This is a genomic window from Flavobacterium terrigena, assembly GCF_900108955.1.
Classification (GTDB): domain Bacteria; phylum Bacteroidota; class Bacteroidia; order Flavobacteriales; family Flavobacteriaceae; genus Flavobacterium; species Flavobacterium terrigena.
Map to the genome: position 1 here is coordinate 41,619 of NZ_FNYA01000004.1, position 24,114 is coordinate 65,732.

Annotated in this window: 26 protein-coding genes; 12 read left to right on the plus strand and 14 right to left on the minus strand. The window is 31.3% G+C overall.

All coding sequences use genetic code 11. The annotated features are described in order from the left end of the window. Nucleotides 1–164: 164 nt before the first annotated feature. The 4 genes from BMX42_RS07950 to BMX42_RS07965 all read left to right on the plus strand — a co-directional run bounded on the left by BMX42_RS07950 (nucleotide 165) and on the right by BMX42_RS07965 (nucleotide 3,948). A complete protein-coding gene (locus BMX42_RS07950) occupies nucleotides 165–620 on the plus strand; it encodes an Lrp/AsnC family transcriptional regulator (protein ID WP_091311911.1) in 456 nt (151 codons plus the stop codon). Between the two features lie 102 nt (nucleotides 621–722). Continuing rightward, entirely contained in the window at nucleotides 723–2,126 is a 1,404-nt protein-coding gene (lpdA, locus tag BMX42_RS07955; RefSeq protein ID WP_091311914.1) for a dihydrolipoyl dehydrogenase, read from the plus strand. A gap of 128 nt (nucleotides 2,127–2,254) precedes the next feature. After that, nucleotides 2,255–3,520 (plus strand): Y-family DNA polymerase, encoded by a 1,266-nt coding sequence (locus BMX42_RS07960; protein WP_091311917.1) that lies wholly within the window; start codon nucleotides 2,255–2,257, stop codon nucleotides 3,518–3,520. Next, entirely contained in the window at nucleotides 3,514–3,948 is a 435-nt protein-coding gene (locus tag BMX42_RS07965) for a LexA family protein (RefSeq protein WP_091312652.1), read from the plus strand. Before BMX42_RS07960 ends, BMX42_RS07965 begins: the two co-directional genes overlap by 7 nt. A 44-nt stretch (nucleotides 3,949–3,992) precedes the next feature. Here BMX42_RS07965 and BMX42_RS07970 read toward each other — a convergent pair whose 3' ends face one another. Continuing rightward, a complete protein-coding gene (locus BMX42_RS07970) occupies nucleotides 3,993–4,370 on the minus strand; it encodes a DoxX family membrane protein (protein WP_091311920.1) in 378 nt (125 codons plus the stop codon). A gap of 45 nt (nucleotides 4,371–4,415) precedes the next feature. After that, nucleotides 4,416–5,876, minus strand: a complete 1,461-nt coding sequence (locus tag BMX42_RS07975; RefSeq protein WP_091311923.1) for a nicotinate-nucleotide adenylyltransferase — start codon at nucleotides 5,874–5,876, stop codon at nucleotides 4,416–4,418. Between the two features lie 196 nt (nucleotides 5,877–6,072). Here BMX42_RS07975 and BMX42_RS07980 point away from each other — a divergent pair, with 196 nt between their 5' ends. The 3 genes from BMX42_RS07980 to BMX42_RS07990 are packed head-to-tail and all read left to right on the plus strand — an operon-like array spanning nucleotide 6,073 to nucleotide 7,820. Further along, a complete protein-coding gene (locus BMX42_RS07980; protein ID WP_091311925.1) occupies nucleotides 6,073–6,840 on the plus strand; it encodes an MBL fold metallo-hydrolase in 768 nt (255 codons plus the stop codon). 7 nt (nucleotides 6,841–6,847) lie between these two features. Beyond that, nucleotides 6,848–7,336 carry a hypothetical protein gene (locus BMX42_RS07985; RefSeq protein ID WP_091311929.1) on the plus strand — a complete coding sequence of 163 codons (489 nt, stop codon included), beginning with the start codon at nucleotides 6,848–6,850 and terminating at the stop codon, nucleotides 7,334–7,336. A gap of 4 nt (nucleotides 7,337–7,340) precedes the next feature. Beyond that, nucleotides 7,341–7,820: a hypothetical protein gene (locus tag BMX42_RS07990; RefSeq protein ID WP_091311933.1), complete on the plus strand. Its 480-nt coding sequence runs from the start codon at nucleotides 7,341–7,343 to the stop codon at nucleotides 7,818–7,820. Here BMX42_RS07990 and BMX42_RS07995 read toward each other — a convergent pair. Together BMX42_RS07995 and BMX42_RS08000 are read right to left on the minus strand one after the other, a co-directional pair. Then, nucleotides 7,817–8,848 carry a proline iminopeptidase-family hydrolase gene (locus BMX42_RS07995; protein ID WP_091311937.1) on the minus strand — a complete coding sequence of 344 codons (1,032 nt, stop codon included), beginning with the start codon at nucleotides 8,846–8,848 and terminating at the stop codon, nucleotides 7,817–7,819. The genes BMX42_RS07990 and BMX42_RS07995 overlap by 4 nt on opposite strands. An 11-nt stretch (nucleotides 8,849–8,859) precedes the next feature. Continuing rightward, nucleotides 8,860–10,635: an AMP-dependent synthetase/ligase gene (locus tag BMX42_RS08000; protein WP_091311942.1), complete on the minus strand. Its 1,776-nt coding sequence runs from the start codon at nucleotides 10,633–10,635 to the stop codon at nucleotides 8,860–8,862. Between the two features lie 106 nt (nucleotides 10,636–10,741). Here BMX42_RS08000 and BMX42_RS08005 point away from each other — a divergent pair, with 106 nt between their 5' ends. From BMX42_RS08005 to BMX42_RS08015, 3 genes are read left to right on the plus strand one after another with little or no spacing between them, the layout of a single operon-like run. After that, nucleotides 10,742–12,679: an LTA synthase family protein gene (locus BMX42_RS08005; RefSeq protein ID WP_091311945.1), complete on the plus strand. Its 1,938-nt coding sequence runs from the start codon at nucleotides 10,742–10,744 to the stop codon at nucleotides 12,677–12,679. Beyond that, nucleotides 12,679–13,263: a dual specificity protein phosphatase family protein gene (locus BMX42_RS08010; RefSeq protein WP_177169147.1), complete on the plus strand. Its 585-nt coding sequence runs from the start codon at nucleotides 12,679–12,681 to the stop codon at nucleotides 13,261–13,263. The genes BMX42_RS08005 and BMX42_RS08010 overlap by 1 nt, the downstream gene beginning before the upstream one ends. Nucleotides 13,264–13,310: 47 nt before the next feature. Next, the gene (locus BMX42_RS08015; protein ID WP_091311953.1) at nucleotides 13,311–13,820 is read left to right on the plus strand and encodes a hypothetical protein; all 510 of its coding nucleotides are present in this window, start codon (nucleotides 13,311–13,313) and stop codon (nucleotides 13,818–13,820) included. Between the two features lie 2 nt (nucleotides 13,821–13,822). On the opposite strand, the gene BMX42_RS08020 is transcribed toward BMX42_RS08015, so the two are convergent. The 6 genes from BMX42_RS08020 to BMX42_RS08045 all read right to left on the minus strand — a co-directional run bounded on the left by BMX42_RS08020 (nucleotide 13,823) and on the right by BMX42_RS08045 (nucleotide 18,089). After that, on the minus strand, nucleotides 13,823–14,596 hold the full coding sequence (locus tag BMX42_RS08020; RefSeq protein ID WP_091311957.1) for a sulfite exporter TauE/SafE family protein: 774 nt from the start codon (nucleotides 14,594–14,596) through the stop codon (nucleotides 13,823–13,825). Nucleotides 14,597–14,607: 11 nt separating this feature from the next. Next, nucleotides 14,608–14,967 (minus strand): Ig-like domain-containing protein, encoded by a 360-nt coding sequence (locus tag BMX42_RS08025; protein ID WP_091311961.1) that lies wholly within the window; start codon nucleotides 14,965–14,967, stop codon nucleotides 14,608–14,610. Further along, nucleotides 14,967–15,716: a triose-phosphate isomerase gene (tpiA, locus tag BMX42_RS08030; RefSeq protein ID WP_091311965.1), complete on the minus strand. Its 750-nt coding sequence runs from the start codon at nucleotides 15,714–15,716 to the stop codon at nucleotides 14,967–14,969. Before tpiA ends, BMX42_RS08025 begins: the two co-directional genes overlap by 1 nt. Nucleotides 15,717–15,803: 87 nt before the next feature. Continuing rightward, the gene (locus tag BMX42_RS08035; protein ID WP_091311969.1) at nucleotides 15,804–16,313 is read right to left on the minus strand and encodes a TlpA family protein disulfide reductase; all 510 of its coding nucleotides are present in this window, start codon (nucleotides 16,311–16,313) and stop codon (nucleotides 15,804–15,806) included. A 24-nt stretch (nucleotides 16,314–16,337) separates the two neighbouring features. Continuing rightward, nucleotides 16,338–17,402, minus strand: coding sequence for a MauE/DoxX family redox-associated membrane protein (locus BMX42_RS08040; RefSeq protein ID WP_091312655.1), 1,065 nt, complete (start codon nucleotides 17,400–17,402; stop codon nucleotides 16,338–16,340). A gap of 144 nt (nucleotides 17,403–17,546) precedes the next feature. Further along, nucleotides 17,547–18,089 carry a DUF1599 domain-containing protein gene (locus BMX42_RS08045; RefSeq protein WP_091311972.1) on the minus strand — a complete coding sequence of 181 codons (543 nt, stop codon included), beginning with the start codon at nucleotides 18,087–18,089 and terminating at the stop codon, nucleotides 17,547–17,549. A 47-nt stretch (nucleotides 18,090–18,136) separates the two neighbouring features. Between BMX42_RS08045 and folP the strand changes: the two genes are divergently transcribed. Next, nucleotides 18,137–18,958: a dihydropteroate synthase gene (gene folP / locus BMX42_RS08050; RefSeq protein WP_091311976.1), complete on the plus strand. Its 822-nt coding sequence runs from the start codon at nucleotides 18,137–18,139 to the stop codon at nucleotides 18,956–18,958. Nucleotides 18,959–19,000: 42 nt separating this feature from the next. On the opposite strand, the gene rlmH is transcribed toward folP, so the two are convergent. Next, the gene (gene rlmH / locus BMX42_RS08055; RefSeq protein ID WP_091311979.1) at nucleotides 19,001–19,474 is read right to left on the minus strand and encodes a 23S rRNA (pseudouridine(1915)-N(3))-methyltransferase RlmH; all 474 of its coding nucleotides are present in this window, start codon (nucleotides 19,472–19,474) and stop codon (nucleotides 19,001–19,003) included. Between the two features lie 110 nt (nucleotides 19,475–19,584). Beyond that, a complete protein-coding gene (locus BMX42_RS08060; RefSeq protein ID WP_091311983.1) occupies nucleotides 19,585–20,301 on the minus strand; it encodes a YebC/PmpR family DNA-binding transcriptional regulator in 717 nt (238 codons plus the stop codon). Between the two features lie 143 nt (nucleotides 20,302–20,444). Here BMX42_RS08060 and BMX42_RS08065 point away from each other — a divergent pair, with 143 nt between their 5' ends. Beyond that, the gene (locus tag BMX42_RS08065) at nucleotides 20,445–22,115 is read left to right on the plus strand and encodes an RluA family pseudouridine synthase (protein ID WP_091311986.1); all 1,671 of its coding nucleotides are present in this window, start codon (nucleotides 20,445–20,447) and stop codon (nucleotides 22,113–22,115) included. 38 nt (nucleotides 22,116–22,153) lie between these two features. On the opposite strand, the gene BMX42_RS08070 is transcribed toward BMX42_RS08065, so the two are convergent. Next, entirely contained in the window at nucleotides 22,154–22,762 is a 609-nt protein-coding gene (locus BMX42_RS08070) for a hypothetical protein (protein WP_091311990.1), read from the minus strand. Nucleotides 22,763–22,848: 86 nt separating this feature from the next. Next, entirely contained in the window at nucleotides 22,849–24,090 is a 1,242-nt protein-coding gene (hutI, locus tag BMX42_RS08075) for an imidazolonepropionase (RefSeq protein WP_091311994.1), read from the minus strand. Nucleotides 24,091–24,114 lie beyond the last annotated feature (24 nt).

Consider the following 24,114-nt stretch of genomic DNA (forward strand, 5'->3'; position numbering starts at 1 on the left):
AAAATTGATTATAAAAAATTAATATTTCAATAGATATATTGTTTTTTAGATTAAAAAACTAAAAAAAACGCATTTTAATGATTTTTAATCTAAGCTTTGAAATAAAATTTAAAAAAAAATGATATATTTGCGTCACTAACAACACACACAACAACACAACTAAAATGGATGCAACAGACAAAAAACTGTTAGAATTAATGCAAATTGATTCTAAAAAAACTACTAAAGAGCTTTCTGGTAAACTAAATCTTTCTGTCACTGCGGTTTATGAAAGGATAAAAAAACTAGAACGAGAAGGAATTATAAGCAAGTATGCTACAATTTTGGACAAAACTAAAATCGATAAAGGATTTGTGGTATTTTGTCATATCAAACTAATTAAACACTCTAAAGATTTAATTTCTGAATTCGAAAAAGAAGTCGTTACACTAAACGAAGTTTTAGAATGTTTTCACGTAAGTGGTGATTACGATTATATTCTGAAAATCTGCGTAAAAGACATGGAAGAATACAGAGAATTCATGGTTACAAAGTTAACAACACTGCAACATATTGGTAGTACACACAGTACTTTTATGATTGGTGAGGTTAAAAATTCAACTTCTTTTGTAATCAATTAAATTTATTGAAGTTTTTAAATAAATATCAGTACATATTTATTTAAAAACTTTACTTTTGTACTCGAAAATAATACAACAATCATTTTATAAAAATAAATATTTATGAGTCAATTTGATGTAACCATTATTGGTTCTGGACCTGGAGGATATGTTGCAGCTATTCGTTGCGCACAATTAGGATTTAAAACAGCAATTATTGAAAAATACTCAACTCTTGGTGGAACTTGCCTTAACGTAGGTTGTATTCCATCAAAAGCATTATTAGCTTCTTCTCATCATTATGAAGAATTACAACATTTTGCAGATCACGGAATTGAAGTTTCAGGTGATGTAAAAGTGAATTTAGAAAAAATGATTGCTCGTAAACAAGCAGTTGTAGATCAAACTTCTGGTGGAGTAAAATACTTAATGGATAAAAATAAAGTTACAGTTTTTGAAGGTGTAGGTTCATTTGAAAGTGCTACTTCAGTTAAAATAACTAAAAATGATGGTTCGTCAGAAGTGATTGAATCTAAAAATATTATTATCGCTACAGGTTCTAAACCATCTTCTTTACCTTTTATCAAATTAGATAAAGACAGAATTATTACATCAACGGAAGCTTTAAAATTAAAAGAAGTTCCTAAACACTTAGTAATTATTGGTGGTGGAGTTATCGGTATTGAATTAGGTCAAGTTTATTTACGTTTAGGAGCGCAAGTTTCTGTAGTGGAATTCATGGATAGAATTATTCCAGGAATGGATGCTTCTTTATCTAAAGAATTGACTAAAGTATTGAAAAAACAAGGTATGAAGTTTTACACGTCTCACAAAGTTCAATCGGTTGATAGAGCAGGAGATGTGGTAACTGTTAAAGCTGAAAACGCTAAAGGAGAAATCATCACTTTAGAAGGTGATTATTCTTTAGTTTCTGTGGGGCGTCGTCCTTATACAGATGCCTTGAATGCTGATAAAGCTGGTGTTAAAGTTACAGAAAGAGGTCAGATTGAAGTGAACGATCATTTACAAACTTCAGCTTCAAATATTTATGCTATTGGTGACGTGGTTCGTGGAGCGATGTTAGCACACAAAGCGGAAGAAGAAGGTGTTATGGTTGCTGAAATTTTAGCTGGACAAAAACCGCATATCGATTACAATTTAATTCCTGGTGTAGTGTATACTTGGCCTGAAGTTGCTGCTGTTGGTAAAACAGAAGAGCAATTAAAAGCAGAAGGAATTGAATTTAAAGCAGGAAGTTTCCCTTTCAAAGCATTAGGAAGAGCTCGTGCTGGTGGCGACACAGACGGATTTGTAAAAATCTTAGCTGATGCGAAAACTGACGAAGTTTTAGGTGTTCACATGATTGGTGCACGTTGCGCCGATTTAATTGCAGAAGCTGTTACAGCAATGGAATTTAGAGCATCTGCTGAAGATATTTCAAGAATGTCTCACGCACATCCAACTTTTGCTGAAGCCATCAAAGAAGCGGCATTAGCAGCAACTGGAAACAGAGCATTACACGTATAATCAGATAGATTTAAAATATAAAATCCCAAATTCCTTAACTGGAGTTTGGGATTTTTTTTGTTTCAAAATGTTTCGATTGTTAATAAATTTCCAATCTATATTCAGTGTCAAAATCGTACCTTTACGATATGTTTGCATTGGTCGATTGTAATAATTTTTATGTGTCTTGTGAGCGTGTTTTTCAACCTCAATTCAAGAAAAAACCAGTTGTCGTTTTATCCAATAACGATGGTTGTGTGATTTCAAGAAGTGATGAAGCAAAAGCGCTCGGAATTGCTATGGGCGTACCTGAATTTAAAATTAGAAACGAAATTATGGAACATCAAATTGCTGTTTTTTCTTCCAATTATGCTTTGTATGGCGATTTAAGCAAGCGTGTAATGGACGTATTAGCCGATTTTACGCCAGATATCGAAAATTATAGTATCGACGAAGCTTTTCTTAATTTTAAAAACACCAATACGACTAATTTTGAAGCTTGTGGCTTGCAAATGAAACAACGCGTACAAAAATGGGTTGGCTTGCCAGTTTGTATTGGTTTTGCTGAAACGAAAGCATTGAGTAAAGTCGCGAATAAAATTGCTAAAAAATTCCAAGACAGAACAGGCGGAGTTTATGTTATTGATACCGATGAAAAACGAATCAAAGCCTTAAAATGGACGAAAATTGGTGACGTTTGGGGAATTGGGTACCAATTAGTAAAAAAAATGAAAGCTTTCGGAATAGTTACGGCTTACGATTTTACAAAACCTCATAATGTAGATTTCATAATACGAACCATGGGCGTGATTGGAAAACGACTTCGTGCCGAATTATTAGGACAATCGGTATTAGAGTTAGAACATCAACCTGAAGCTAAAAAAAATATTACGATAACGAGAACTTTCGAAAAACCCATTACGAGTTTAAATGAGTTAAAAGAACGTGTTTCAACTTTTGCATCCGTAGCTGCGGAAAAATTACGATTACAAAAATCGTGTTGCAATGCAATTGTGCTTTATCTTAGAAAAGACCAATATAAAGCAGGAAATGAGCGTTATAATTTTACGAAGTATGAAAGTATTCCTTTCGCCACACAATCGAGCATCACGTTAAGTACAACCGCTGTAAAAATGGTAGAAAAGCTTTTTGAAGCTGGTCAGACTTATACAAAAGCTGGAATTATTATTTCAGAGATTATTCCTCAAGATCAAAAGCAATTTAATTTATTTGTGGAAGAAAATCCGAAACATGAAAAATTAATGAAAGTGATGGATGATATTAGAATGAAAACGGGTGAAAGAAAAATTCGACTCGGAAACCAAGATTTACAAAGGACTTGGAAAATGAAACAGAATTTTTTGTCCAAAAAATATACAACAGATATAACAGAATTATTAGAAGTAAAATGCTAGAGAAAAATAGCTTATCGTTTTTTATTCCAAATGTAGATGGTAATTTAGAAATGCCTTATATTTCTAGTGGTATAAAAGCCGGATTTCCTTCTCCAGCTGCCGATTTTGATGGTTCCAGAATTAGTATCGATCAAATTGTGGTGAAAAATCAGACGGCTACTTTTTACGCTAAAGCGAATGGTAACTCGATGATTGGCGCTGGAATTGATGATGGTGATATTTTAGTTATCGATAAAAGTATAGAACCAGAAGATGGTAAAATTGCCGTTTGTTTTATTGATGGAGAATTTACCGTAAAACGAATAAAAGTACAAGAAAACAGTTTGTTGTTATTGCCCGAAAATTCTTTGTTTGAACCTATTGAAGTCACCCAAGAAAATGATTTTATCATTTGGGGAATTGTCACTTATGTAGTGAAGAAGTTATAAATAAAAAAATCCTGATGAACTCAGGATTTTTTTGGTTTGTATATTTATGGTTTTACAATTTCTTTGTAACTGTCCCAATTTGCGTAAATTAAAAATACATTTGCTAGTAAAATAGCAGCTGCAATTGGAATATCTGTTCCTGTAACAACCGTATGGATTAGAAAAATATTAATACTAATAGGTAATAAAATAATAGTTCCTAATTTGACGAATTTGCCACTAACTAACATTAGACCTGCTAGTAATTCTATAGTTTTCGCAACTGGAAAAATATATTTTGACGCCATAAAACCAGCCATCAAAGTTGCTAAATCTCCTGTCGGCTTAGGTTGTTCACCTGCTAAATCAAAAAAATAAGAAATAGAAGCAAATAACATCATAGCTCCTAAAAGTACTCGTACAATAATGGTTGCAATTTTCATAAACTTTTTATTTTTAAAGATTAATCTTATAAAAATAATAAAAATTTATGACTTCGCTAATTCTTTTTCTTTTAGATATCCGAATAATTTGTCTTTCTTAATAATTTCAGCCGTTCCATCAGGTAGCATTTCTTCCCAACCTGGTTCGCCTTTTGCAATCATTTTTAAGATTTTTCTAGAGAAAATATCTAATGTTTTTTCATCGTAGTTTTCTATATCAGTAACTTTTCCGTTGTATTTAAAGAATTTGTACAATTCTTTCATTCTTGGATGTACTTTTAAGTTTTCTGAATTAATGATTTCACCCGTTTCAGGATCTTTCATTGGGTATAAATACACTTTTAAGTCTCTGTAAAACAGTTTTCCAAAAGCTTCTAAAATACCACCCGACATGTGACGATAATATTTCTCATCGAAGATATCTACTAAATTACTCACACCCATCGCTAAACCAGTTCTCGATTTGGTGAATGAAGAGAAATATTCTAATACTTTATAATATTCTTGGAAGTTAGAAATCATAACTGTTTGTCCTAATGAACATAGCAATTCTGCTCTATCTAAGAAATCTCGTTCGTCAATTTCACCTTCTGCTTTTAAGTTAGAAAGTGTAATTTCAAAAACCACAAACGTATTTTCTTTACTGACTTTATTTTCTTGTATAAACATCTCGTAAGATTGCTTATACATATCCATATTTACTTTTGTTACTGGACGGAAACTTCCACGTAACGCTAAAATGTTCTTTTTGTATAAAACAGCTGCTGGTAAAATATTTTTTCCTTCTGGGTTGAACATTACGGCATCTGTAAAGCCATATTTTACTAATTGTAAACTCATTAATCTGTTGTCAACATCAGCAAAACGTGGTCCAGAGAAATTCACAGTGTCAATTTCAATCTGATCTTTTTCTAAATGGTCGTATAAATAACGCAATAATTTCTTCGCATCATTATGTTTGTAAAACGCACCATAAATTAAGTTAACCCCTAAAATACCTAAAGTTTCTTGTTGTAAACGCGCATCATTTTCTTTAAAACGAATGTGGATTAAAATTTCATTATAAGCCTCATCTGGTTCAACTTGAAATTTAATTCCAACCCAACCATGACCTTTAAATTGTTTTGCAAAGTCAATAGTGGCTACTGTATTCGCATAACTAAAAAACATTTTATTTGGATGTTTATCACGACCTAATCTATCTTCAATAAGTTGCGTTTCGTGAGTTAGCATTTTTCTTAATCTACTTTCCGTAACATAACGTCCATCTTCTTCAATACCATAAATAGCATCACTAAAATCTTTGTCGTAAGCCGACATTGCTTTAGCGATAGTACCTGAAGAAGCTCCTGCTCTGAAAAAATGTCTAACAGTTTCTTGTCCTGCGCCAATTTCAGCAAAGGTTCCGTAAATATTTTCGTTTAAATTAATACGAAGTGCTTTATCCTTAGTAGAAGGAATTTGTTCAATTGCCTTGTCTCCTCTTAATGTAATTTCAGTCGTCATTTTTTCAAATGTATTTTTGGGGAAATTATAATATATATTGCAAAGTTAACAAATTATAGGTTTTAACAAGAGTAATTTGTTATTTTTGTATAAAAATATTAGCATTCAAAAGCTAATTAGCAACAGATTGTAAAAATAATTGTAAAATAAGGAAAAGGACACCCTGTTTAACCAATAATAAATAGGCTTTACATATATGAAGATTTACTTTTTAGGTACGGGCACATCTCAAGGAATTCCAGTAATTGGAAGCAGTCATTTTGTATGTTTAAGTGAAGATCATAAAGACAAACGATTGCGTGTTTCTGTGTGGATTCATGAGGAAGATTTTTCTGTTGTAATTGATTGCGGACCCGATTTTCGTCAGCAAATGCTAACCAGTAAATGTTCGCATATTGATGCTTTACTATTTACTCACGAACACGCCGATCATACCGCAGGTTTAGATGACATTAGACCATTTTATTTTAAACAAGGTGATATTCCAGTTTATGGTCATCAACGTGTTTTAGCTAATTTAGCCAAACGATTCGATTATATTTTCGAAAAAGAAAATAAATATCCAGGCGCGCCTTCGGTAATGCCATTTGAAGTGGTAAATAACCAAAATATACAAATTAAAAATCAAGAAATCATTCCAATTAATGCGATGCATGGGAATTTGCAGGTTTTTGGGTACCGAATAAAAGATTTTGTATATTTAACGGATGTTAAAACGATTGACACTTCAGAATTAGAAAAATTAAAGCATATTGATGTTTTGGTTATCAATGCCTTACGATTTGAACCACATAATACACATTTTAACATAGAAGAAGCTATAAATTTTATAAATTTGGTGCAGCCAAAAAAAGCCTATTTAACGCACATTAGTCATATTTTGGGATTACATGAAGAAGTGCAAAAACAATTGCCAGAGAATGTGTTTTTAGCTTACGATAACTTAGAAATAGAAATTAAATAATTACAAAATGAAGAAAAATTTATTGCTTTACGGATTAGTATTTTCAGTATTAATTAACATTTTTCAGATGGTTAACTCATCTAATATTTTAAAAAGAAGCGAAGAAGTTTCAACAATTAGTAAAAAAGAATTAAAAAAAGCGCAAGATTCTATCGTGAAATTATTAGATGACGATAAATTTTCTTTAGATCATAATGAATATGCTCAAGAATATTATTTTGAACACAATTTAAAGGCTTTAAAAACAAAAGTAAAGGAAGATTTAATGGCTTTTAATGCTGATAAAAGAGGAAATAAATATGTTTCTTATGAACAAATTGGTGAAAATCCTTTTTTAATAAATAACATTAAAATTTTAAATCACCGATGGATTATCGCTAACTTTTCAGATGGTAAAGTTTGGGGAGAAGTTTTAATAAAATACTTCATTAATGAAGATAAACCAACAGATTTTGAAACTGTTGAAACGTTAATTTATCAAGAAACTCTTAATTAAAAATATGAAGAAAATTCTATATATTTTAACATTGTTATCGTTGTTTTCATGCGATTATATTCTTAAAAATCCTACCTCTGATGAAGAGATGTTAGATTCAATTGTAGGAAATCAAGTGAACGACGATAAAAACGAAAACGGTTGCGATTTAAAAGCAGGTTACAAATGGTCTAATATGACTAAAAAATGTGTGCGTGTTTTTGATGAAGGTTATCGTTTAACTTCAATTGAAAAAGATACCTTAGGAAAAAGTAAAAATGCTTACTTTTTTGTGGATGAAGACAGTTTAATTGCAGAAGTTTTCTTACCTGATTCTAAAGAATCTATCATTTTTACAAGAGAAAACGAAGATGATAATTTCAAATTTAAAAACTTCGAATTTCGTACCAAAAAAGGGTTCAATTTGTATTATAATGAAACGCTAATGTTTCAACCAGCGATTCCAGTTGATACTAAAATTTTAGGAAAAGACGAGGAACATTAATTAAATTTCTTTTCATCCACATCTTTCAAAAACTGAATTAAACCTTTGAAATACGTTTCTTGGTCGTCGTATTGAGATAAATGACTTCCGTTTTTACAAAATAAAAAGCGACCGTTTTGCACTTGAGTTGCCATCCATTTCATATGTTCTGGATCCATAGTGTCGTATTTGGAGCCGATGGTTAAAGTTGGAACGGTTAATTCTTTCAAACGTTTAGAAACATCCCAATTTTTAATGTAAGCATCACCAGTAATTCCAAATTCACTATAACCTTGCATCGAAATGTAAACTTCAGAATTAATGTGTTTAAAACATCTTGTAATCGATTCTGGCCACTCTTTTTGTGGTTTACGTAAGATGTGTTCGGTGTAATAATTTTCAAAAAGCAATTCGGTATAACGTGGATTCGCAAAATCGTTATTTTTTTCCAATTGCATAATTTCATCGTACACTTCTTTTTTCATTTGCGGACCTAAAACTTCTTGCGCATATTTATTATACAACGGAATGCTCGAAACCATATTGGAAATAATCAATCCTTTTAGGTTTTTCTGGTATTTCAAAGCATAATCCATCGCTAAAATGCCGCCCCAAGATTGTCCTAAAATGTAAAAATTGTCTTTGTTTAAACCTAGCGCAATTCGAACTTGTTCTACTTCTTCCACAAAACGTTCGTTCGTCCAAAGTGATTTGTCTTTCGGTTGGTCAGAATAATATGAACCTAATTGGTCGTAGTAAATAAATTCAATACCTTCTTTTGGTAAATAGCCTTCAAAAGATTCGTACAATTCGTGAGTTAAACCTGGTCCGCCATGTAAAAGCAAGACTTTTATTTTCGGATTGTTTCCAATTCTTTTCGTCCAAACGTTAAATGTTCCTTTTGGCGTTTTAATTGGGATCATTTTTATCCCGCCAGAATATTGGGCTTCTTTATTGTCGAATGAATGATAGTTTTGTAACGAAAAATCTTCGCTCTTTTTACATGAAAAAAAAGCGAAGATTAACGAAATGAAGAATATTTTTTTCATTTTAGATGTTTTTATTCTCTATAAATTTTATCATAAAGAGATTGGTATTTTTCTTTAATAATTTTACGTTTCAATTTCATAGTTGGCGTTAAATGACCATCATTAATTGACCAAACATCTGGAGTTAATTCAAAACGTTTCACTTGTTCCCAATTTCCGAATTTTTTATTTGCTTCGTCAATATCTTCTTGAATTCTAGCAATAACTTCTGGATTTTGACAAATTTCTTGATTTGAATTTCCTATGTTAACTTTATGTCTGCTTGCCCATTCTTTAACGAAATCAAAAGCTGGTTGAATGAAAGCGGCTGGCATTTTTTCACCATCACCAATAACCATAATTTGTTCGATAAAACGAGATTGCTTGAATGTATTTTCTAAAATTTGTGGTGCTACATATTTTCCACCTGAAGTTTTGAACATTTCTTTTTTACGATCCGTGATTTTTAAGAAGCCTTCTGAGTCAATTTCTCCAATATCTCCAGTGTGGAAATAACCATTTTTAATCACTTCAGCCGTTTGTGCTTCATCTTTGTAGTAACCCATCATTACGTTTGGACCTTTGCAAAGAATTTCGCCATCTTCAGCAATTTTCACTTCCACATTATCGATAACTTTACCAACAGTTCCAATTTTGAAACCTCTGTTCCTCATGTCATTTACCGAAATTACTGGAGAAGTTTCTGTTAAACCATAACCTTCCATTACTGGAATTCCAGCTGCAGTAAATACTCTTGTTAAACGCGTTTGTAAAGCAGCACTTCCTGAAACTAAAAGTTCTAATTCGCCACCTAAACCTTCTTGCCATTTTGAGAAAATCAATTTTCTAGCAATTCCTAGTTTGAAATTATAAAAAGCACCATTTTCATTATATGGTTTAAATTCCATCCCTAAATCTAATGCCCAAAAGAATAATTTCTTTTTAATTCCAGTTAAATCGGAACCTTTAGCATAAATTTTATCGTATACTTTTTCTAAAAGCCTTGGTACAACTGACATTACGTGTGGATGAACTTCTTTTAAATTATCCGATATTTTTTCAATACTTTCTGCAAAATAGATTGAAATTCCACCATATTGATACACATAAGTCAGCATTCTCTCGAAAATATGACAAATTGGTAAAAAACTCAACGCACGAGTACTTCCTTTTCTTAGAGGCATTCTACTATCAGAACTCAATACGTCAGAAACAATGTTATTATGAGAAAGCATTACACCTTTTGGTCTTCCAGTTGTTCCAGAAGTATAAATAATCGTAGCTAAATCAGTTGGTAAAACATTATTTTTACGTTCTTCAACTATTTTTTGATTTGAAGTATCAGCTCCAGATTCTAAAAGATCGCTCCATTTTTTGCAACCAGAAATTTCGTTAAATGAATAAATTTCTACTAATAATGGAATTCTTGAATGTACTGCTTTTAATTTATCGTACACTTCTTGGTCTGAAACGAAACAATATTTAGCTTCAGAATGGTTTAAAATATATTCGTAATCTTCAGATGAAATAGTTGGATAAATAGGAACGTTTTGCGCACCAGTTTGTAAAATTCCAATATCTGAAATATGCCATTCTGTTCTGTTATTTGAAGAAATAACAGCAATTTTATCGTTTTTTTGAATTCCTAAATTCAGTAAAGCTCTTGATAAAGCATTGGCTTTGTTTATATATTCTTGAGTAGATGTTTTCACCCATTCATTACCATATTTGGTTACTAATGCATCTGGTAAATTGTAGTGTTCTAATTGATAGTAAGGGAAATCGAAAAGCCTAGTAATATTTTGCATTTGAGTTGGTTTTAAACTGCAATTTATAAAAAAAATAGATATTTATAAATATTTTAACGGTAAAACTTCGAATATTGTTAATTTTGCAAGAATTAATTTTTTAAGTATGAAATCTATTTTCAGGTTAGATGAGTATAAGGTTCTGTTATACAGAATTTTATTAGCTTATATCTTTTATTTTATAGCAAGAGTTTTATTCTATGCTTACAATAGTGAAATTGTTGAAGTAGATTCCATTTCTGAATTTTTGAAAATTTCCTATCACGGATTAGCTTTTGATACTACAGCAATTTTATATATAAATGGATTGTTCATAGTACTATCGGTTTTACCCTTTTTTATCAACACCAAACCCAAATATCAAAAGGTTTTATTCTATTTGTATTTCTTTTCGAATTTACTTTTTTTCTCTTTCAATTTTGTAGATTTCATTTATTACAAATATAATTTTTCTCGTTTAACGCTTGCTGCTTGGGACATTCTAAAACATGAAGAATCTAAAGGAGGCATGTTATTCCGATTTTTGATTACTTATTGGCATGTGTTTTTATTATACATAGCTGTTTCTGCTTTATGGGTATTTTTATATCAAAAAGTTAAAGTAAAACACAATTTGGTGGAGCATTCCAAAGTGAAATATACACTAAAATCAATTTTTGGGTTTTTAATTATTTCAACATTATGTATTGGTGGAATTCGTGGTGATTTCAAAAAAAGTACACGACCAATTAATTTAGTTGACGCCAATCAGCATGTAAAAAAAGCACAACAAGCCGATTTAGTTCTGAATTCTCCTTTTACTTTTCTAAGAACTTTAGGCATAAAATCATTTAAAAGACCAGAATTCAATATTCCACAAGCTATAGTTGATTCCAACTTTCAACCGATAAAATTTTACAAATCGAATAGTCCGTCAACACCAAATATTGTTCTGATTATTACCGAAAGTATGGGTCGAGAATATATTGGAGCTTTCAATAAAAATGCAAATATTAAAGATTATGTAAGTTATACACCTTTTTTGGATTCATTGGCTACAGAAAGTTTAATTTTCACGAATGCATATGCAAATGGTTATAAATCGATTCATGGAATGTCGTCTATTATTTCTGGAATTCCGTCGTTTAAAGAAGCGTTTACTTCATCGCCTTATGCGAAACAAAAAATAGAATCATTAGTTTCTTGTTTAAAAAGTAAAGGCTATGATACTTCGTTTTTTCATGGTGCACCAAATGGATCAATGGGATTTTTAGGCTATGGAAATATTTTAGGTTTCGACCATTATTATGGAATGACAGAATATGGAAACGACAAAGATTTTGATGGTTCTTGGGGAATTTGGGATGAACCTTTTATGCAATTTATGAATCAAACCATAAGTAAAAAGAAAGCACCATTTTTCAGCACAATTTTTACCGTTACTTCGCACGAACCTTATGTAATTCCAGAAAAATTTAAAAACAAAATTCCTAAAGGAACTAATCCGATGCACCAACCTGTTGGTTATACGGATTATGCTTTTAAAAAGTTTTTCGAATCGGCAAAAAAACAACCTTGGTTTGAAAATACGATATTTATCATCACGGCAGACCACTGTAATTTGGTGAATTATTCGGAAGAATATACTGATAAAGTCACAAACAGATTAGCAGTTCCTATTTTGTTTTATTCTCCAAAATACAAATTGAAAGGTGAAAACAACGATTTGGCACAACATATTGATATTTTTCCAACAGTTATGGATATGATTGGTTATGACAAGCCTTTTAGAAGTTGGGGAAGAAGTTTATTAGACAAAAAACAACAAATTCAACCTTTTGTGATCAATCATAACTCGGGTTTATATAACTTTGTTCGAGGAAATTATATTTGTGCCTTTGATGGAAAAGTTGCTGTTGGATTTTATGATAAAAACGACAAAAAGCAATTACATAATTTAATTGGGAAACGAAACAAAGAAATGAATGATATGGAAATTGCTTGTAAAGCTTTTATTCAGGATTATTTTAATAGAATTATTGATAAAAAATTAACTGCGAAATGATGAAAAAAATAATAAGAATACTAATTCCAATTTTACTTATTGGAGTACTTCTATGGGCTAAAAGTTATTTTTATGATTATAAAATAAATCATAATTTAAAAGTTATTTCTGAAGGAAAAGTGTATAAAAGTGGTGTAATTCCGCCAGATGACATTGCTAACTTTGTTAAAGAACACAATATTAAAAGTATTATCGATTTGCGTTTTCCAGGAACGGGTGATGATGTCAATAATCCTGAAATTCCTGTAGAACTTGTTGCAGAAAAAGAAGCAGCTGCCAAAATTAAAGGGTTGAATTATTTTAATATTGGTTCAGATCAAGTGCCAAAACCAGAAAATTTAGAAGCTTTTTTTAAAGTAATGGACAATCCTGCGAATTATCCAGTGCTTATTCATTGTTTTCATGGTGTTGGACGTGCCGAAATGTATTCAGCGATATATCGCATAGAATATGAAAATTGGGACAAAGACGAAGCCAGAGAAGAAACGAGATTGTTAACGAAATTTAGTTCTTTCGATTTAGGAAAACCAAAAGGTGATTTTTTACATAATTATGTTTCTAGAAAAGAGAAAGCTGGGAAATAAAATGTACAAAAATTATAATACATTTATAGAAATCACGTTTTACTATAATGATAAAACTAATTTACTTTCTTTTGTTTTCCGTTTTTTGTTTTTCACAAAATGAGAATAGCTATAAAATTGATAAAGAAATAAAAATAAGTTCTATTTCTTTTGAGAAAACTACTGGTCCAATTTATAGAGCTGATAAATCTCATATTTTATCAAAAGTTACTTTGTCTTTTCAAAATGATAGTTGTTATGTTTCTACAAAGTATACTGATGATATTGGAAAAGAATTATCTGATGAAGAATATCTAAGATCTAATTCTTATAATAATTATGATTTTATTATTTCAAAATCAAGTTTTTTTGATATAGTAAATCAATTAGAGAATGTAAATTTTGATGTCATTGAAAAGAATAATTTCAATGTTTTTGATGGATGTATTTACAATATTAATTTTGGTAATGCCAATTACGAATTTAATTATAGTTATCACGCTTTGAATTATGATAAAACAAATAATGGTTTAAAGTTGATGAAACTATTTGATGAAGTTTGGAAGCTTGTTAAATAGGTTTACACAATCCCCAATCCTAAAGCCATCGCAAACAAAATAATCATAAATGCTACGATTTTCTGAATGGTATTTATGGTTATTTTTTTGACCAATTTGTTTCCGAAATACACGCCAATAAAAGCGGCAAGTGTTGCGATGCAAATTAAGTTCCAATTTAAACTGTCTTTGACTTTAGAAATATTTGTAAAATACACCGACATTCGGCTTACATCAATCATACAAGCGATAATTACGCCAGTGGCAATAAATGCTTCTTTAGATAACCCAACTTTAGTTAAAAACGCACTTCGTAACGCACCTTGATGTCCGGAAAGTCCACCAAAAAAACCACTTAAAATTCCGCCAATAGGTAAATATTTCTCAGGAAATTGTAAGTTTTTTAGTTTCGGAAGTAACTCAAATAAAGCAAAGAAAATCAGTAAAAAAGCAACAATAATTTTCATTAATGTAATTTGAAAAACTTTGTTGTTTAAAGTATATTCGTCTAGAATATTTGCATTGGTAATCTTATCTAATAGAAATGCTCCTAGTAAAGAGAAAAGCAAAGCTGGTAGTCCAAATTGTAAGGCTATTTTCCAATTGATATGTTTTCGAACCAATACAAATTTAAACGCATTGTTTAAAAAATGTACAATCGCAGTTAAGGCAATCGCCACATCGACAGGGAAAAATAATGCAAAAGCAGGTAATAATAAAGTTCCCAATCCGAAACCTGAAAAAAATGTTAGGACAGAAGCGAGTAGTGCTACAATTGGGATTAAGATGTATTCCATTAATAAATCATTTAATTACAAATAATATTGATTGTTTTACTATTCCAATTTCCATGTCCACCTCTGGCTTTAACTATGATTTTATATTGAGTGTTTGATTGAACTTGTATGTTCTCATCAAATTCATATTCGAAACAGAAATCACCATTTTTAATATTTACAATAGTATCATTAGATTGTGTGATGACAAATAATTCTTCATTCATAATAGAATCTCCATCATCTGAAATTTTTACCTTAATGTTCACATTGTTTCCACTAGCAAAAGTCTGACCTTCTTCAGGTGAAATTATTTTAATTCCAGGAATCTTGTGATCTGAATCGCAAGAAATAATAGTAACTAAAGCTAATAATACTAAATATTTTTTCATTAAATGCCAGAAATAATTCCGAAGAAATCAGTAGCGTTTAAAGCTGCACCACCAATTAATCCGCCATCAACATCTGGTTTTGAGAAAATCTCTTTTGCGTTGTCTGGTTTCACACTTCCGCCATATAAAATAGAAACGTTTTCAGCGATTTCTCTTCCGAAAACTTTATCTACTAAGTTTCTAACAAATAAATGCATTTCTTGCGCTTGTTCTGGAGAAGCGGTTTCACCTGTTCCAATTGCCCAAACTGGCTCGTAAGCCAATACGATATTCTTCCAGTTTTCTTTCGAAATATGGAACAAACCATCACGTAATTGGTATTCTACTACATTAAAATGATTGTTATTTTGTCTGTCTTTTAATTCTTCGCCAAAGCAAAAAATTACTGTCATATCATGAACCAATGCTGTGTCAACTTTATTCGCTAATAACGCATCATTTTCATGAAAATACGCTCTTCTTTCGCTATGCCCTAAAATTACAGTATTAACACCAACGCTAGTTAACATAGACGCGGCAACTTCACCTGTAAAAGCGCCACCTTCCGCTTGATGCATATTTTGTGCAGCGATTTTAATATCTGTACCAGCAACTAATTCCACCGCTTTTACTAAATATGGAAACGGTGTTGCTAAAATAACTTCAGCATTGTTATTTGGTTTGTTGTTTTTGATTTCGTTTATTAATTCAATGGCTTGTGGTAATGTTTTGTTCATTTTCCAGTTACCCGCTACAATGTTCTTTCTCATAATTTTAGTTCAAAAATCAATGTCAATATCAAAAATCAATGTCTAAAATGGACATTAAAATTTAATATTGACATTGCAATTGTTTTTTTATTTTGCCTTTTCTAATGTTTCTCTAATTTTATCAAAATCCTTCTCAATAGCTCTGAATAGCACAATTTTGCCATCTTTGTCAACTACAATAAAACGAGGAATCCAATCTAATTTAATAGATTTTCCGAATGCCCCTTTCATTCCGTCTTTAATTAAATAGTTTTCTCCAGTAACTTCGTGTTTTTCAATACCAACTCGCCAAGCATCGTAGGTTTTATCACAAGATAAATTTACGAAAGCTACTTCTGGAAATTTTGCTTTCAATTCTTTTACTTCTGGCATGCTTTTGATACAATCTGAACACCAAGATGCCCAAACATCAATTACTATCGCTTTTCCATGATTTTCTTTTAAAATTTCTTCAAAAGATATGTCTTTATTGTCGATTGTAGTTAATCTGGTTTCTAAACTTTCTTTTGAAAATTCAGTTTCTGAATTACACGAAGTGAATGAAAACGCTACGACTAATACACTTACTATTGCTAATGCTGTTACAACTTTTTTCATATTTGTTTTTTCTAAATTATTATTCTATTTTTTATAAATTACTTTTTCTAATGCTTTACTATTAAAGGCTTTTTCTGCGATTCCATCAAAAAACTTAATTACGTTTCCGTTGTGTAAATATACAACACCAGGTGTATCTTTTCCAGAACCTAATTTCGTCCAAAACGGAATAACATCAATGACTTTATATGGAAATTGTTTGCCTGCATATTTTAAGAAATCCGGAATTTTTTCCGCTTCTTCATCCATAAATACAATTTGTACTTGTGGAAAATCTTTGTGTTTCTTTTGTAAAGCATTTAAATCTTTTGCAGCTTCACGACAATGTTCACAACCAGGAACAAAGAAACATAATATCTTTTGACCTTTATCTATATCTGCATAAAACTCCGAATAACCTGAAACGGCTTGTTTTGGACCAACATCTTTTTTGACTTCCTCAACAACTTTTTCAACTTTAATTTTTGATGAATCGATAGCTTTAATTTCGGCAACTTGAACCGTGTCTTCTATTTGGGAAATTGTATCAGTTAAAACACTTTCATTGATGTCTAATGCAGGACTTGTTGTAGTCGAAGCTTTCATCGGAGCCATCATAAATAAGGCTAAAATACACCCTAAAGTTACGGTTGTTAATATCCAAAAATTCGATTTTTCATCTTTTTTTGAAATTTGAAATAGATAAACTAATAAACCAACTGCGATGAAATTTTTAATGATGGCTTCAATTGGTGTCATTGGGATTAATTCTCCAAAACAACCACAATTTCCTGAAGTTCCACCACTTAAAAAAGTTACATAACTTAAATGAACAATAAAAACAACTAATAAACCAATCGTTGCTGGAATCGTAATGCGTTTCAAGAAATTATTATTCAGTAATAAAAAACCAAGTGCAAACTCAATTCCGATTAAAATTCTTGAAAAATATGGTGCAATGGTATCTGAAAATCCTAATGTATATAATTGTTTGACTTCAAATGTGGAAATAGCAAAATAAGGCGACGGATATAACTTCGCAACTGCCGAAACTATAAAAAGTAAGGCAACCACAATTCTAATAGTCCAAGAGATATTTTTTTTGTTCATGTATTTTTTTGTTGTTTTTGTTTCAGGTTTCAAGTTTCAGGTTGTCCTAAAACAAATTTATATTTTAAGTTAACAAATTTAGTTATGCTTTTGGATTGATTTTGTTAACAATATGTTATTTAACTTGAAACCTTAAACTTGAAACTAATTAAAACGATTCATAAGTATCAATGCAAAAACAGAATAGTTAATCATGTCTTGATAATTCGCATCAATACCTTCCGAAACTAAGGTTTTTCCTTTATTATCTTCAATTTGTTTTACGCGTAATAACTTCTGAATAATTAAATCCGTTAAAGAACTCACACGCATATCGCGCCAAGCTTCACCATAATCGTGATTTTTATCTTCCATTAATTCTTTAGTGATATCAATTTTATGATTGTATAATTTGATAGCTTCTTCAGCAGATAAATCGGGTTGAGTGGCAATACCTTTATCCATTTGAATTAAAGCCATCACGCAATAATTGATAATTCCGATAAATTCTGAAGCTTCATCTTCATCTACTTTTCGAACATCATTTTCTTGTAAACTTCTGATGCGTTGTGCTTTAATAAATATTTGATCGGTTAACGATGGCAAACGTAAAACGCGCCAAGCCGTTCCGTAATCGTGAGCTTTTTTGGTAAATAAATCTCTGCAAACTGCAATTACTTTGTCGTATTCTTGTGAGGTATTGCTCATTATTATTTTATATTTGTATCAAAGTTCAAATATAACTAAAAAATTGTATGTCAACAATAAACTGTAAAGGAACGCTCATCGATTTATCAACACCTAAAGTAATGGGAATTGTTAATGTTACACCAGATTCATTTTTTGATGGTGGAAAACTGACGAATTCCAATGAAATTGTAGGTCAAGTTGAGAAAATGCTACACGATGGCGCTGCATTTATAGATTTGGGTGGTTATTCGAGTAAACCTGGAGCAGAATTTGTTTCGGAAGATGAAGAATTAAATCGAGTGATACCAATTGTGAAGTTATTAGTGGAGAAATTTCCAGATATTTTATTGTCGATTGATACGTTTAGAAGTGAAGTGGCAAAACAAGCTGTGGAAAACGGCGCTGCAATAATTAATGATATTTCGGCTGGTTTGTTAGATGAAAAAATGTTGGAAACCGTTGCGAAATTGCAAGTTCCATACATTATGATGCATATGAAAGGTACGCCAAAAACGATGCAAAGCCTTGCTAAATATGACGATTTGCTTAAGGAAATGAATTTTTATTTTTCGGAACGAATTGCCAAAGCAAGAAGTTTTGGTTTAAACGATATTATCATCGATCCGGGATTTGGATTTGCGAAAACAATCGAACAGAATTACGAATTACTACAGAATTTAGAATTACTTCAATTTCATGAATTACCTGTTTTAGCTGGAATTTCAAGAAAATCAATGATTTATAGAACGTTTGATACTAAACCAGAAAATGCTTTAAACGGAACGACATTTTTACATGCGTTTTGTTTGCAAAAAGGTGCGAATATTTTACGTGTTCATGATGTGAAAGAAGCGGTGGAATGTTTGAAATTGTATTTGCGATTTTAGATTTGGGATTTTCTGAAAGTCGTAAATCTAAAATCACAAATTTTAATTATGATGATACGGTTCGTTATTTAAAATCGTAAAACCACGATAAATCTGCTCAATTACAAATAATCGGACCATTTGATGAGAGAAAGTCATTTGAGATAACGCCACTTTTCCTTGTGCTTTTTGGTACACTTCTTCCGAAAAACCATAAGGTCCGCCAATTACAAAAACCAACGTTTTAATTCCAGAATTCATTTTTTTTTGTAGAAAATCAGAGAAACCAACACTGTTGAATTCTTTTCCGTTTTCGTCCAATAAAATTAATTGGTCGGTTGGCGTTAATTTGGATAAAATAAGTTGACCTTCTTTCGTTTTTTGCTCACTTTCCGATAAGTTTTTTACGTTTTTTATATCCGGAATAATATCTAAATCGAACTTAATATAAAATCCCAATCGCTTCGTATATTCGTCAATTAAAGCTTGCAAATTTTTATTGTCGGTTTTGCCAATGGCTATAAGTTTGATGTTCATTTTAGCTTGGAGTTAGAAGTTGGAAGCTTGAAGCTGGAAGAAAAAATGCAGAATTTAATTAAATCAAATTCTGCATTTTTTTACTGTAAACTGTGACTGAAAACTGAATACTAATTCTCAACCATTGTATGGAAAACGTTCATTACGTCATCGTCTTCTTCAATTTTTTCTAATAATTTTTCCACATCAGCTACTTGCTCTGGTGTTAATTCTTTAGTTACTTGTGGAATTCTATCAAATCCAGAAGATAAAATTTCTAAACCTCTAGATTCTAATTCTTTTTGGATGGCTCCGAAACTTTCAAAAGGCGCATACATTAAAATTCCGTCTTCATCATCAGCGAAAATTTCTTCTACACCGAAATCAATCATTTCTAATTCTAATTCGTCAATATCTTGTCCAGCTGCAGGAATTCTGAAATTACAAGTATGATCAAACATAAATTCAACCGAACCTTGTGTTCCCATTGTTCCATTACATTTATTGAAATAACTTCTAATATTTGCAACAGTTCTGTTGTTATTATCTGAAGCGGTTTCAATTAAAATCGCAATTCCGTGTGGTGCGTAACCTTCAAATAAAATTTCTTTATAGTTCGCTGTGTCTTTATCTGTTGCTTTTTTAATGGCGCGTTCTACGTTTTCTTTTGGCATATTTACTGCCTTAGAGTTTTGAATAACTGCTCTTAGACGCGAGTTAGCTTCCGGATTTGGACCACCTTCTTTAACCGCCATTACAATATCTTTACCAATTCTGGTAAACGCTTTAGCCATTGCCGACCAACGCTTCATTTTTCTTCCTTTTCTGAATTCAAACGCTCTTCCCATTTCTCGTTTTGGTTTTTATATATAAGTGCAAAAATAAAACTCTCAAACAGTAAAAAAAAATGTTTCAGAGTTTTTTTTAATTATTAAGAATTTTTCCAAATTATACTCTTAAAATAATATCTTAATTACTTTATCTTTGCCCAATGCAAAACCAATTTTTTCAACCTTTTCAAACCGATATTTCAGGAATTTCTTTACCTGAAAAATTCACGTTTCCGTTTTATTATCAGCCACATCAATTAAGTGAAATTGCGGCTTCAGCTTTGCAAAATCATTTAGAAACACAAACCGATTTTGATCATAATTTTGGTTTAGATACAACTCAAAATGGATTAGTGATTGGAAAAATGTTTGGTGTTTTGGTTTGTCAAAATGAAAAGGGTGAATTAGGTTATTTATGGGCATTTTCTGGGAAATTAGCGAATGAAAATCATCATAATTACTTTGTGCCGACGGTTTTTGACATGTTAACCGAAAATAGTTTTTTCCGTAAAGAAGAAGAATTGCTAAATGCTTACAATCGTAAAATAGAAAACTTGGAAAAAGATTCCAATTATCACATTACGTTAGAAAATTTCAATCAATCTAAAATCCAAGCAGAATTCGAATTACAACTGCAAAAAACGAGAATAAAAGAACAGAAAATACTTCGTGACGAAAAGAGAAATCAACTCGCACCAACATTAAACGAAGAAGATTTACAACATCTTAATTTTGAATTATCAGAAGATAGCAAGCAAGAAAGTATTTTGTTGAAAAAAATGACAAAATATTGGAAATTGACTTTACTGACTTTGGAAGAAAAAGTAGCTGTTTTTACTGATGAAATCAATCAATTAAAAGAAGAACGAAAAGCGAAATCTGCAGCTTTACAACAAAAATTATTCGCTGAATATTCGTTTTTCAATCAATATAAAGAAAAGAAAAGTTTAGGCGAAATTTTCAATAATAATCCACCCGCTGGAGCAGGTGAGTGTGCCGCTCCGAAGTTACTACATTACGCTTTTCAACATAATTTGAAGCCGATTTGTATGGCAGAATTTTGGTGGGGACAATCGCCAAATTCAGAAGTGCGCCAACACAAACAATTTTATCCGTCTTGCAAAAGTAAATGTGAACCTATTTTAATGGGACATATGTTACATGATTTAGAAATGGAAGAAAATCCGTTTATCATGAATCACGCAGAAGGAAAAGATATTGAAATTGTTTACGAAGATGAAGTTATGCTTGCGATAAATAAACCTACAGAATTTTTATCGGTTCCAGGAAAAACTATTTCCGATTCGGTTTATGCTCGAATTAAGGAAAAATATCCAGATGCGACTGGTCCACTAATTGTTCATCGTTTAGACATGTCGACTTCCGGAATTATGCTTATCGCGAAAAATGAAGCGACAGCTGTACAATTACAAAGTCAGTTTATAAATCGAACGATTAAGAAGCGTTATGTGGCTTTATTGGATGGTTTATTGGAAAAATCTCATGGTTATATCGATTTGCCTTTACGAGTAGATTTAGACGACAGACCCCGACAATTAGTTTGTTACGAACACGGAAAACCCGCGCAAACCAAATGGAAAACCATTGAAGTCAAAAACGGAAAAACAAAAGTTTATTTTTATCCCATTACAGGAAGAACACACCAATTGCGTGTTCACGCTTCTCATAATTTAGGATTACACACTCCAATTGTTGGCGACGATTTATACGGAACCAAAGCAGATAGGTTGCATCTTCATGCTGAATATATTCAGTTTGAACATCCGATTACAAAGGAAGTTATGGAGATTATGGTGGAAGCTGGATTTTAGTTTCTTTAACCCTTCGAGGGTTCAAAACCCTCGAAGGGTTAAAGGAACTCGTAGTCAAATTTTTTTAATGATAAATTTGAATTATGAAATTCAATAAAATTTGAAATATTTCCAAACATATCTACAACTTCATTTCTTTTTAATTGGGTGTTTTTTGTTGAAATGATTGATTCATAAGAACTCCAAGGATACAAATTCATGCTTTTACAAAAACCGTGATGTACAGGATTATTGTGTATGTAATAAATTAAGTTTTTTAAATATTCTTCTGAATCAATTAGTTTTCTTTTAAACTTTGATTGAAAGATTTTTCCTGTCCTTTTATGTTTTTTGTTTATGGCTTGCGTGTAAGCATTTAAGAAATGAGAAAATTGTTTAGAAGCATCAATAACTTTTGGCTTTTCGACAGTTGTATATGATAATTCATTTTCTAAAATTTCTTCAGTAGTTTTGATTCTAACAGCAATATGAAAATGATTTTTTAATAAACACCAAGCATAGGTATCCGCAATCGGATTGATGTATTTCGCGTAAAGTTTTAAGAAATGGTAGTAATTGTCATTATCAAAGAAAATATTTTCTCCATTATTTCCTTTGTTGTAAATGTGGTAGTAATTTCCGGCAATTATTGGTGTAACTATTTGCATTTGTATTAATTTTAATGGCGTGTATAATACAAATATAATAAAATATTTTTACCCTCGAAGGGTTCAAAACCCTTCGAGGGTAAAAATTAAAAGGTTACTTTTTCCCCATCTAACCAAACACTATCAATCAAATTTGTAGCAAAGCAATACGGAATTTCGTAGAAACTATGTAAGGGTTTGGTGATAATCAAATTGGCTTTTTTGCCTTTTGTAATACTTCCGTGCGAATCGCTTAAATCAATCGCGTAAGCTCCATTTATAGTTGCTGCATTTATTGCTTCTTCTGGTGTCATTTTCATTTTGATACAAGCGGTTGCGACCACAAAATGCATATTTCCTGAAGGAGTTGTTCCTGGATTAAAATCAGAAGCTAAAGCTAAAGGCAAACCAGCATTTAACATTTGTCGTGCTGGTGTGTATGGAATCGAAATAAAATATGAACAACTTGGTAAAGCGACTGGCATACAAGCCGAATCTCTTAAAGCTTCGATATCTTCTTCGGTTACAATTTCCAAATGATCAACACTTAAAGCGCCATTTTCCACACAAGCTTTAATTCCGTCAATTGCTGTAAACTGATTCACGTGAATTTTTGGTGTTAAGCCATATTTTTTTCCAGCTTCCATAATTTGAATGGTTTCTGAAACGCTGAAATAACCGGTTTCTAAAAAAGCATCAATATAATCGGCTAAATTTTCAGCGGCTATTTTCGGCAACATTTCATTGATAATCAAATTGATATACGCTTGATGATTTTCTTTATATTCTGTTGGAAAAGCGTGCGCACCAAGGAAAGTCGATTTTATAGCAATTGGATAATTTTCCTTTAATTTCTTAATAACACGAAGCATTTTCAGTTCACCTTCAACCGTTAAACCGTAACCCGATTTAATTTCAACGGCTCCAGTTCCTTGTGAAATGACTTCTTCTAAACGTTTTTTCGATTGGTTGTAAATCTCTTCTTCAGTTGTTTCGTTTAATTTCTTAGCTGAATTTAAAATTCCACCACCACGATTCGCAATTTCTTCATAAGATAAACCATTAATTCGATCAACAAATTCGCCACTTCTGTTTCCAGCGTACACAATGTGCGTGTGACTGTCGCAAAAACTCGGCAAAACAATTTTTCCAGTTGCATCGACTATAGTAGCGTTTTCTAATTTCGGACAATTTTCCATCAAACCGAAATCGGAAATGATATCATTTTCCAAAACTAAAAAAGCATTTTCTAACATTGGCAAATGCGCCATTTCTGCACCAGAAACTTTTGTAATTGAAGTTTCTCTAACTTGTAGTAATTGTTTGATGTTTATAATTATGGTTTGCATGAGAATTAGTTATATTTGTAAAAG

What these genes read in the sequence shown, in the direction of transcription:
- lpdA (WP_091311914.1), top strand. Translation starts at nt 723, where the DNA reads ATGAGTCAATTTGATGTAACCATTATTGGTTCTGGACCTGGAGGATAT.
- BMX42_RS08010 (WP_177169147.1), top strand. Translation starts at nt 12,679, where the DNA reads ATGAAAAAAATAATAAGAATACTAATTCCAATTTTACTTATTGGAGTA.
- BMX42_RS07990 (WP_091311933.1), top strand. Translation starts at nt 7,341, where the DNA reads ATGAAGAAAATTCTATATATTTTAACATTGTTATCGTTGTTTTCATGC.
- BMX42_RS07975 (WP_091311923.1), bottom strand. Translation starts at nt 5,876, where the DNA reads ATGACGACTGAAATTACATTAAGAGGAGACAAGGCAATTGAACAAATT.
- rlmH (WP_091311979.1), bottom strand. Translation starts at nt 19,474, where the DNA reads ATGAACATCAAACTTATAGCCATTGGCAAAACCGACAATAAAAATTTG.
- hutI (WP_091311994.1), bottom strand. Translation starts at nt 24,090, where the DNA reads ATGCAAACCATAATTATAAACATCAAACAATTACTACAAGTTAGAGAA.
- BMX42_RS08065 (WP_091311986.1), top strand. Translation starts at nt 20,445, where the DNA reads ATGCAAAACCAATTTTTTCAACCTTTTCAAACCGATATTTCAGGAATT.
- BMX42_RS08040 (WP_091312655.1), bottom strand. Translation starts at nt 17,402, where the DNA reads ATGAACAAAAAAAATATCTCTTGGACTATTAGAATTGTGGTTGCCTTA.
- BMX42_RS07970 (WP_091311920.1), bottom strand. Translation starts at nt 4,370, where the DNA reads ATGAAAATTGCAACCATTATTGTACGAGTACTTTTAGGAGCTATGATG.
- BMX42_RS08020 (WP_091311957.1), bottom strand. Translation starts at nt 14,596, where the DNA reads ATGGAATACATCTTAATCCCAATTGTAGCACTACTCGCTTCTGTCCTA.
- BMX42_RS08015 (WP_091311953.1), top strand. Translation starts at nt 13,311, where the DNA reads ATGATAAAACTAATTTACTTTCTTTTGTTTTCCGTTTTTTGTTTTTCA.
- BMX42_RS07995 (WP_091311937.1), bottom strand. Translation starts at nt 8,848, where the DNA reads ATGAAAAAAATATTCTTCATTTCGTTAATCTTCGCTTTTTTTTCATGT.
- BMX42_RS08035 (WP_091311969.1), bottom strand. Translation starts at nt 16,313, where the DNA reads ATGAAAAAAGTTGTAACAGCATTAGCAATAGTAAGTGTATTAGTCGTA.
- BMX42_RS07965 (WP_091312652.1), top strand. Translation starts at nt 3,514, where the DNA reads ATGCTAGAGAAAAATAGCTTATCGTTTTTTATTCCAAATGTAGATGGT.
- BMX42_RS08045 (WP_091311972.1), bottom strand. Translation starts at nt 18,089, where the DNA reads ATGAGCAATACCTCACAAGAATACGACAAAGTAATTGCAGTTTGCAGA.
- BMX42_RS08005 (WP_091311945.1), top strand. Translation starts at nt 10,742, where the DNA reads ATGAAATCTATTTTCAGGTTAGATGAGTATAAGGTTCTGTTATACAGA.
- BMX42_RS07950 (WP_091311911.1), top strand. Translation starts at nt 165, where the DNA reads ATGGATGCAACAGACAAAAAACTGTTAGAATTAATGCAAATTGATTCT.
- BMX42_RS08060 (WP_091311983.1), bottom strand. Translation starts at nt 20,301, where the DNA reads ATGGGAAGAGCGTTTGAATTCAGAAAAGGAAGAAAAATGAAGCGTTGG.
- BMX42_RS08025 (WP_091311961.1), bottom strand. Translation starts at nt 14,967, where the DNA reads ATGAAAAAATATTTAGTATTATTAGCTTTAGTTACTATTATTTCTTGC.
- BMX42_RS08070 (WP_091311990.1), bottom strand. Translation starts at nt 22,762, where the DNA reads ATGCAAATAGTTACACCAATAATTGCCGGAAATTACTACCACATTTAC.
- BMX42_RS08000 (WP_091311942.1), bottom strand. Translation starts at nt 10,635, where the DNA reads ATGCAAAATATTACTAGGCTTTTCGATTTCCCTTACTATCAATTAGAA.
- folP (WP_091311976.1), top strand. Translation starts at nt 18,137, where the DNA reads ATGTCAACAATAAACTGTAAAGGAACGCTCATCGATTTATCAACACCT.
- BMX42_RS07985 (WP_091311929.1), top strand. Translation starts at nt 6,848, where the DNA reads ATGAAGAAAAATTTATTGCTTTACGGATTAGTATTTTCAGTATTAATT.
- BMX42_RS07980 (WP_091311925.1), top strand. Translation starts at nt 6,073, where the DNA reads ATGAAGATTTACTTTTTAGGTACGGGCACATCTCAAGGAATTCCAGTA.
- BMX42_RS07960 (WP_091311917.1), top strand. Translation starts at nt 2,255, where the DNA reads ATGTTTGCATTGGTCGATTGTAATAATTTTTATGTGTCTTGTGAGCGT.
- tpiA (WP_091311965.1), bottom strand. Translation starts at nt 15,716, where the DNA reads ATGAGAAAGAACATTGTAGCGGGTAACTGGAAAATGAACAAAACATTA.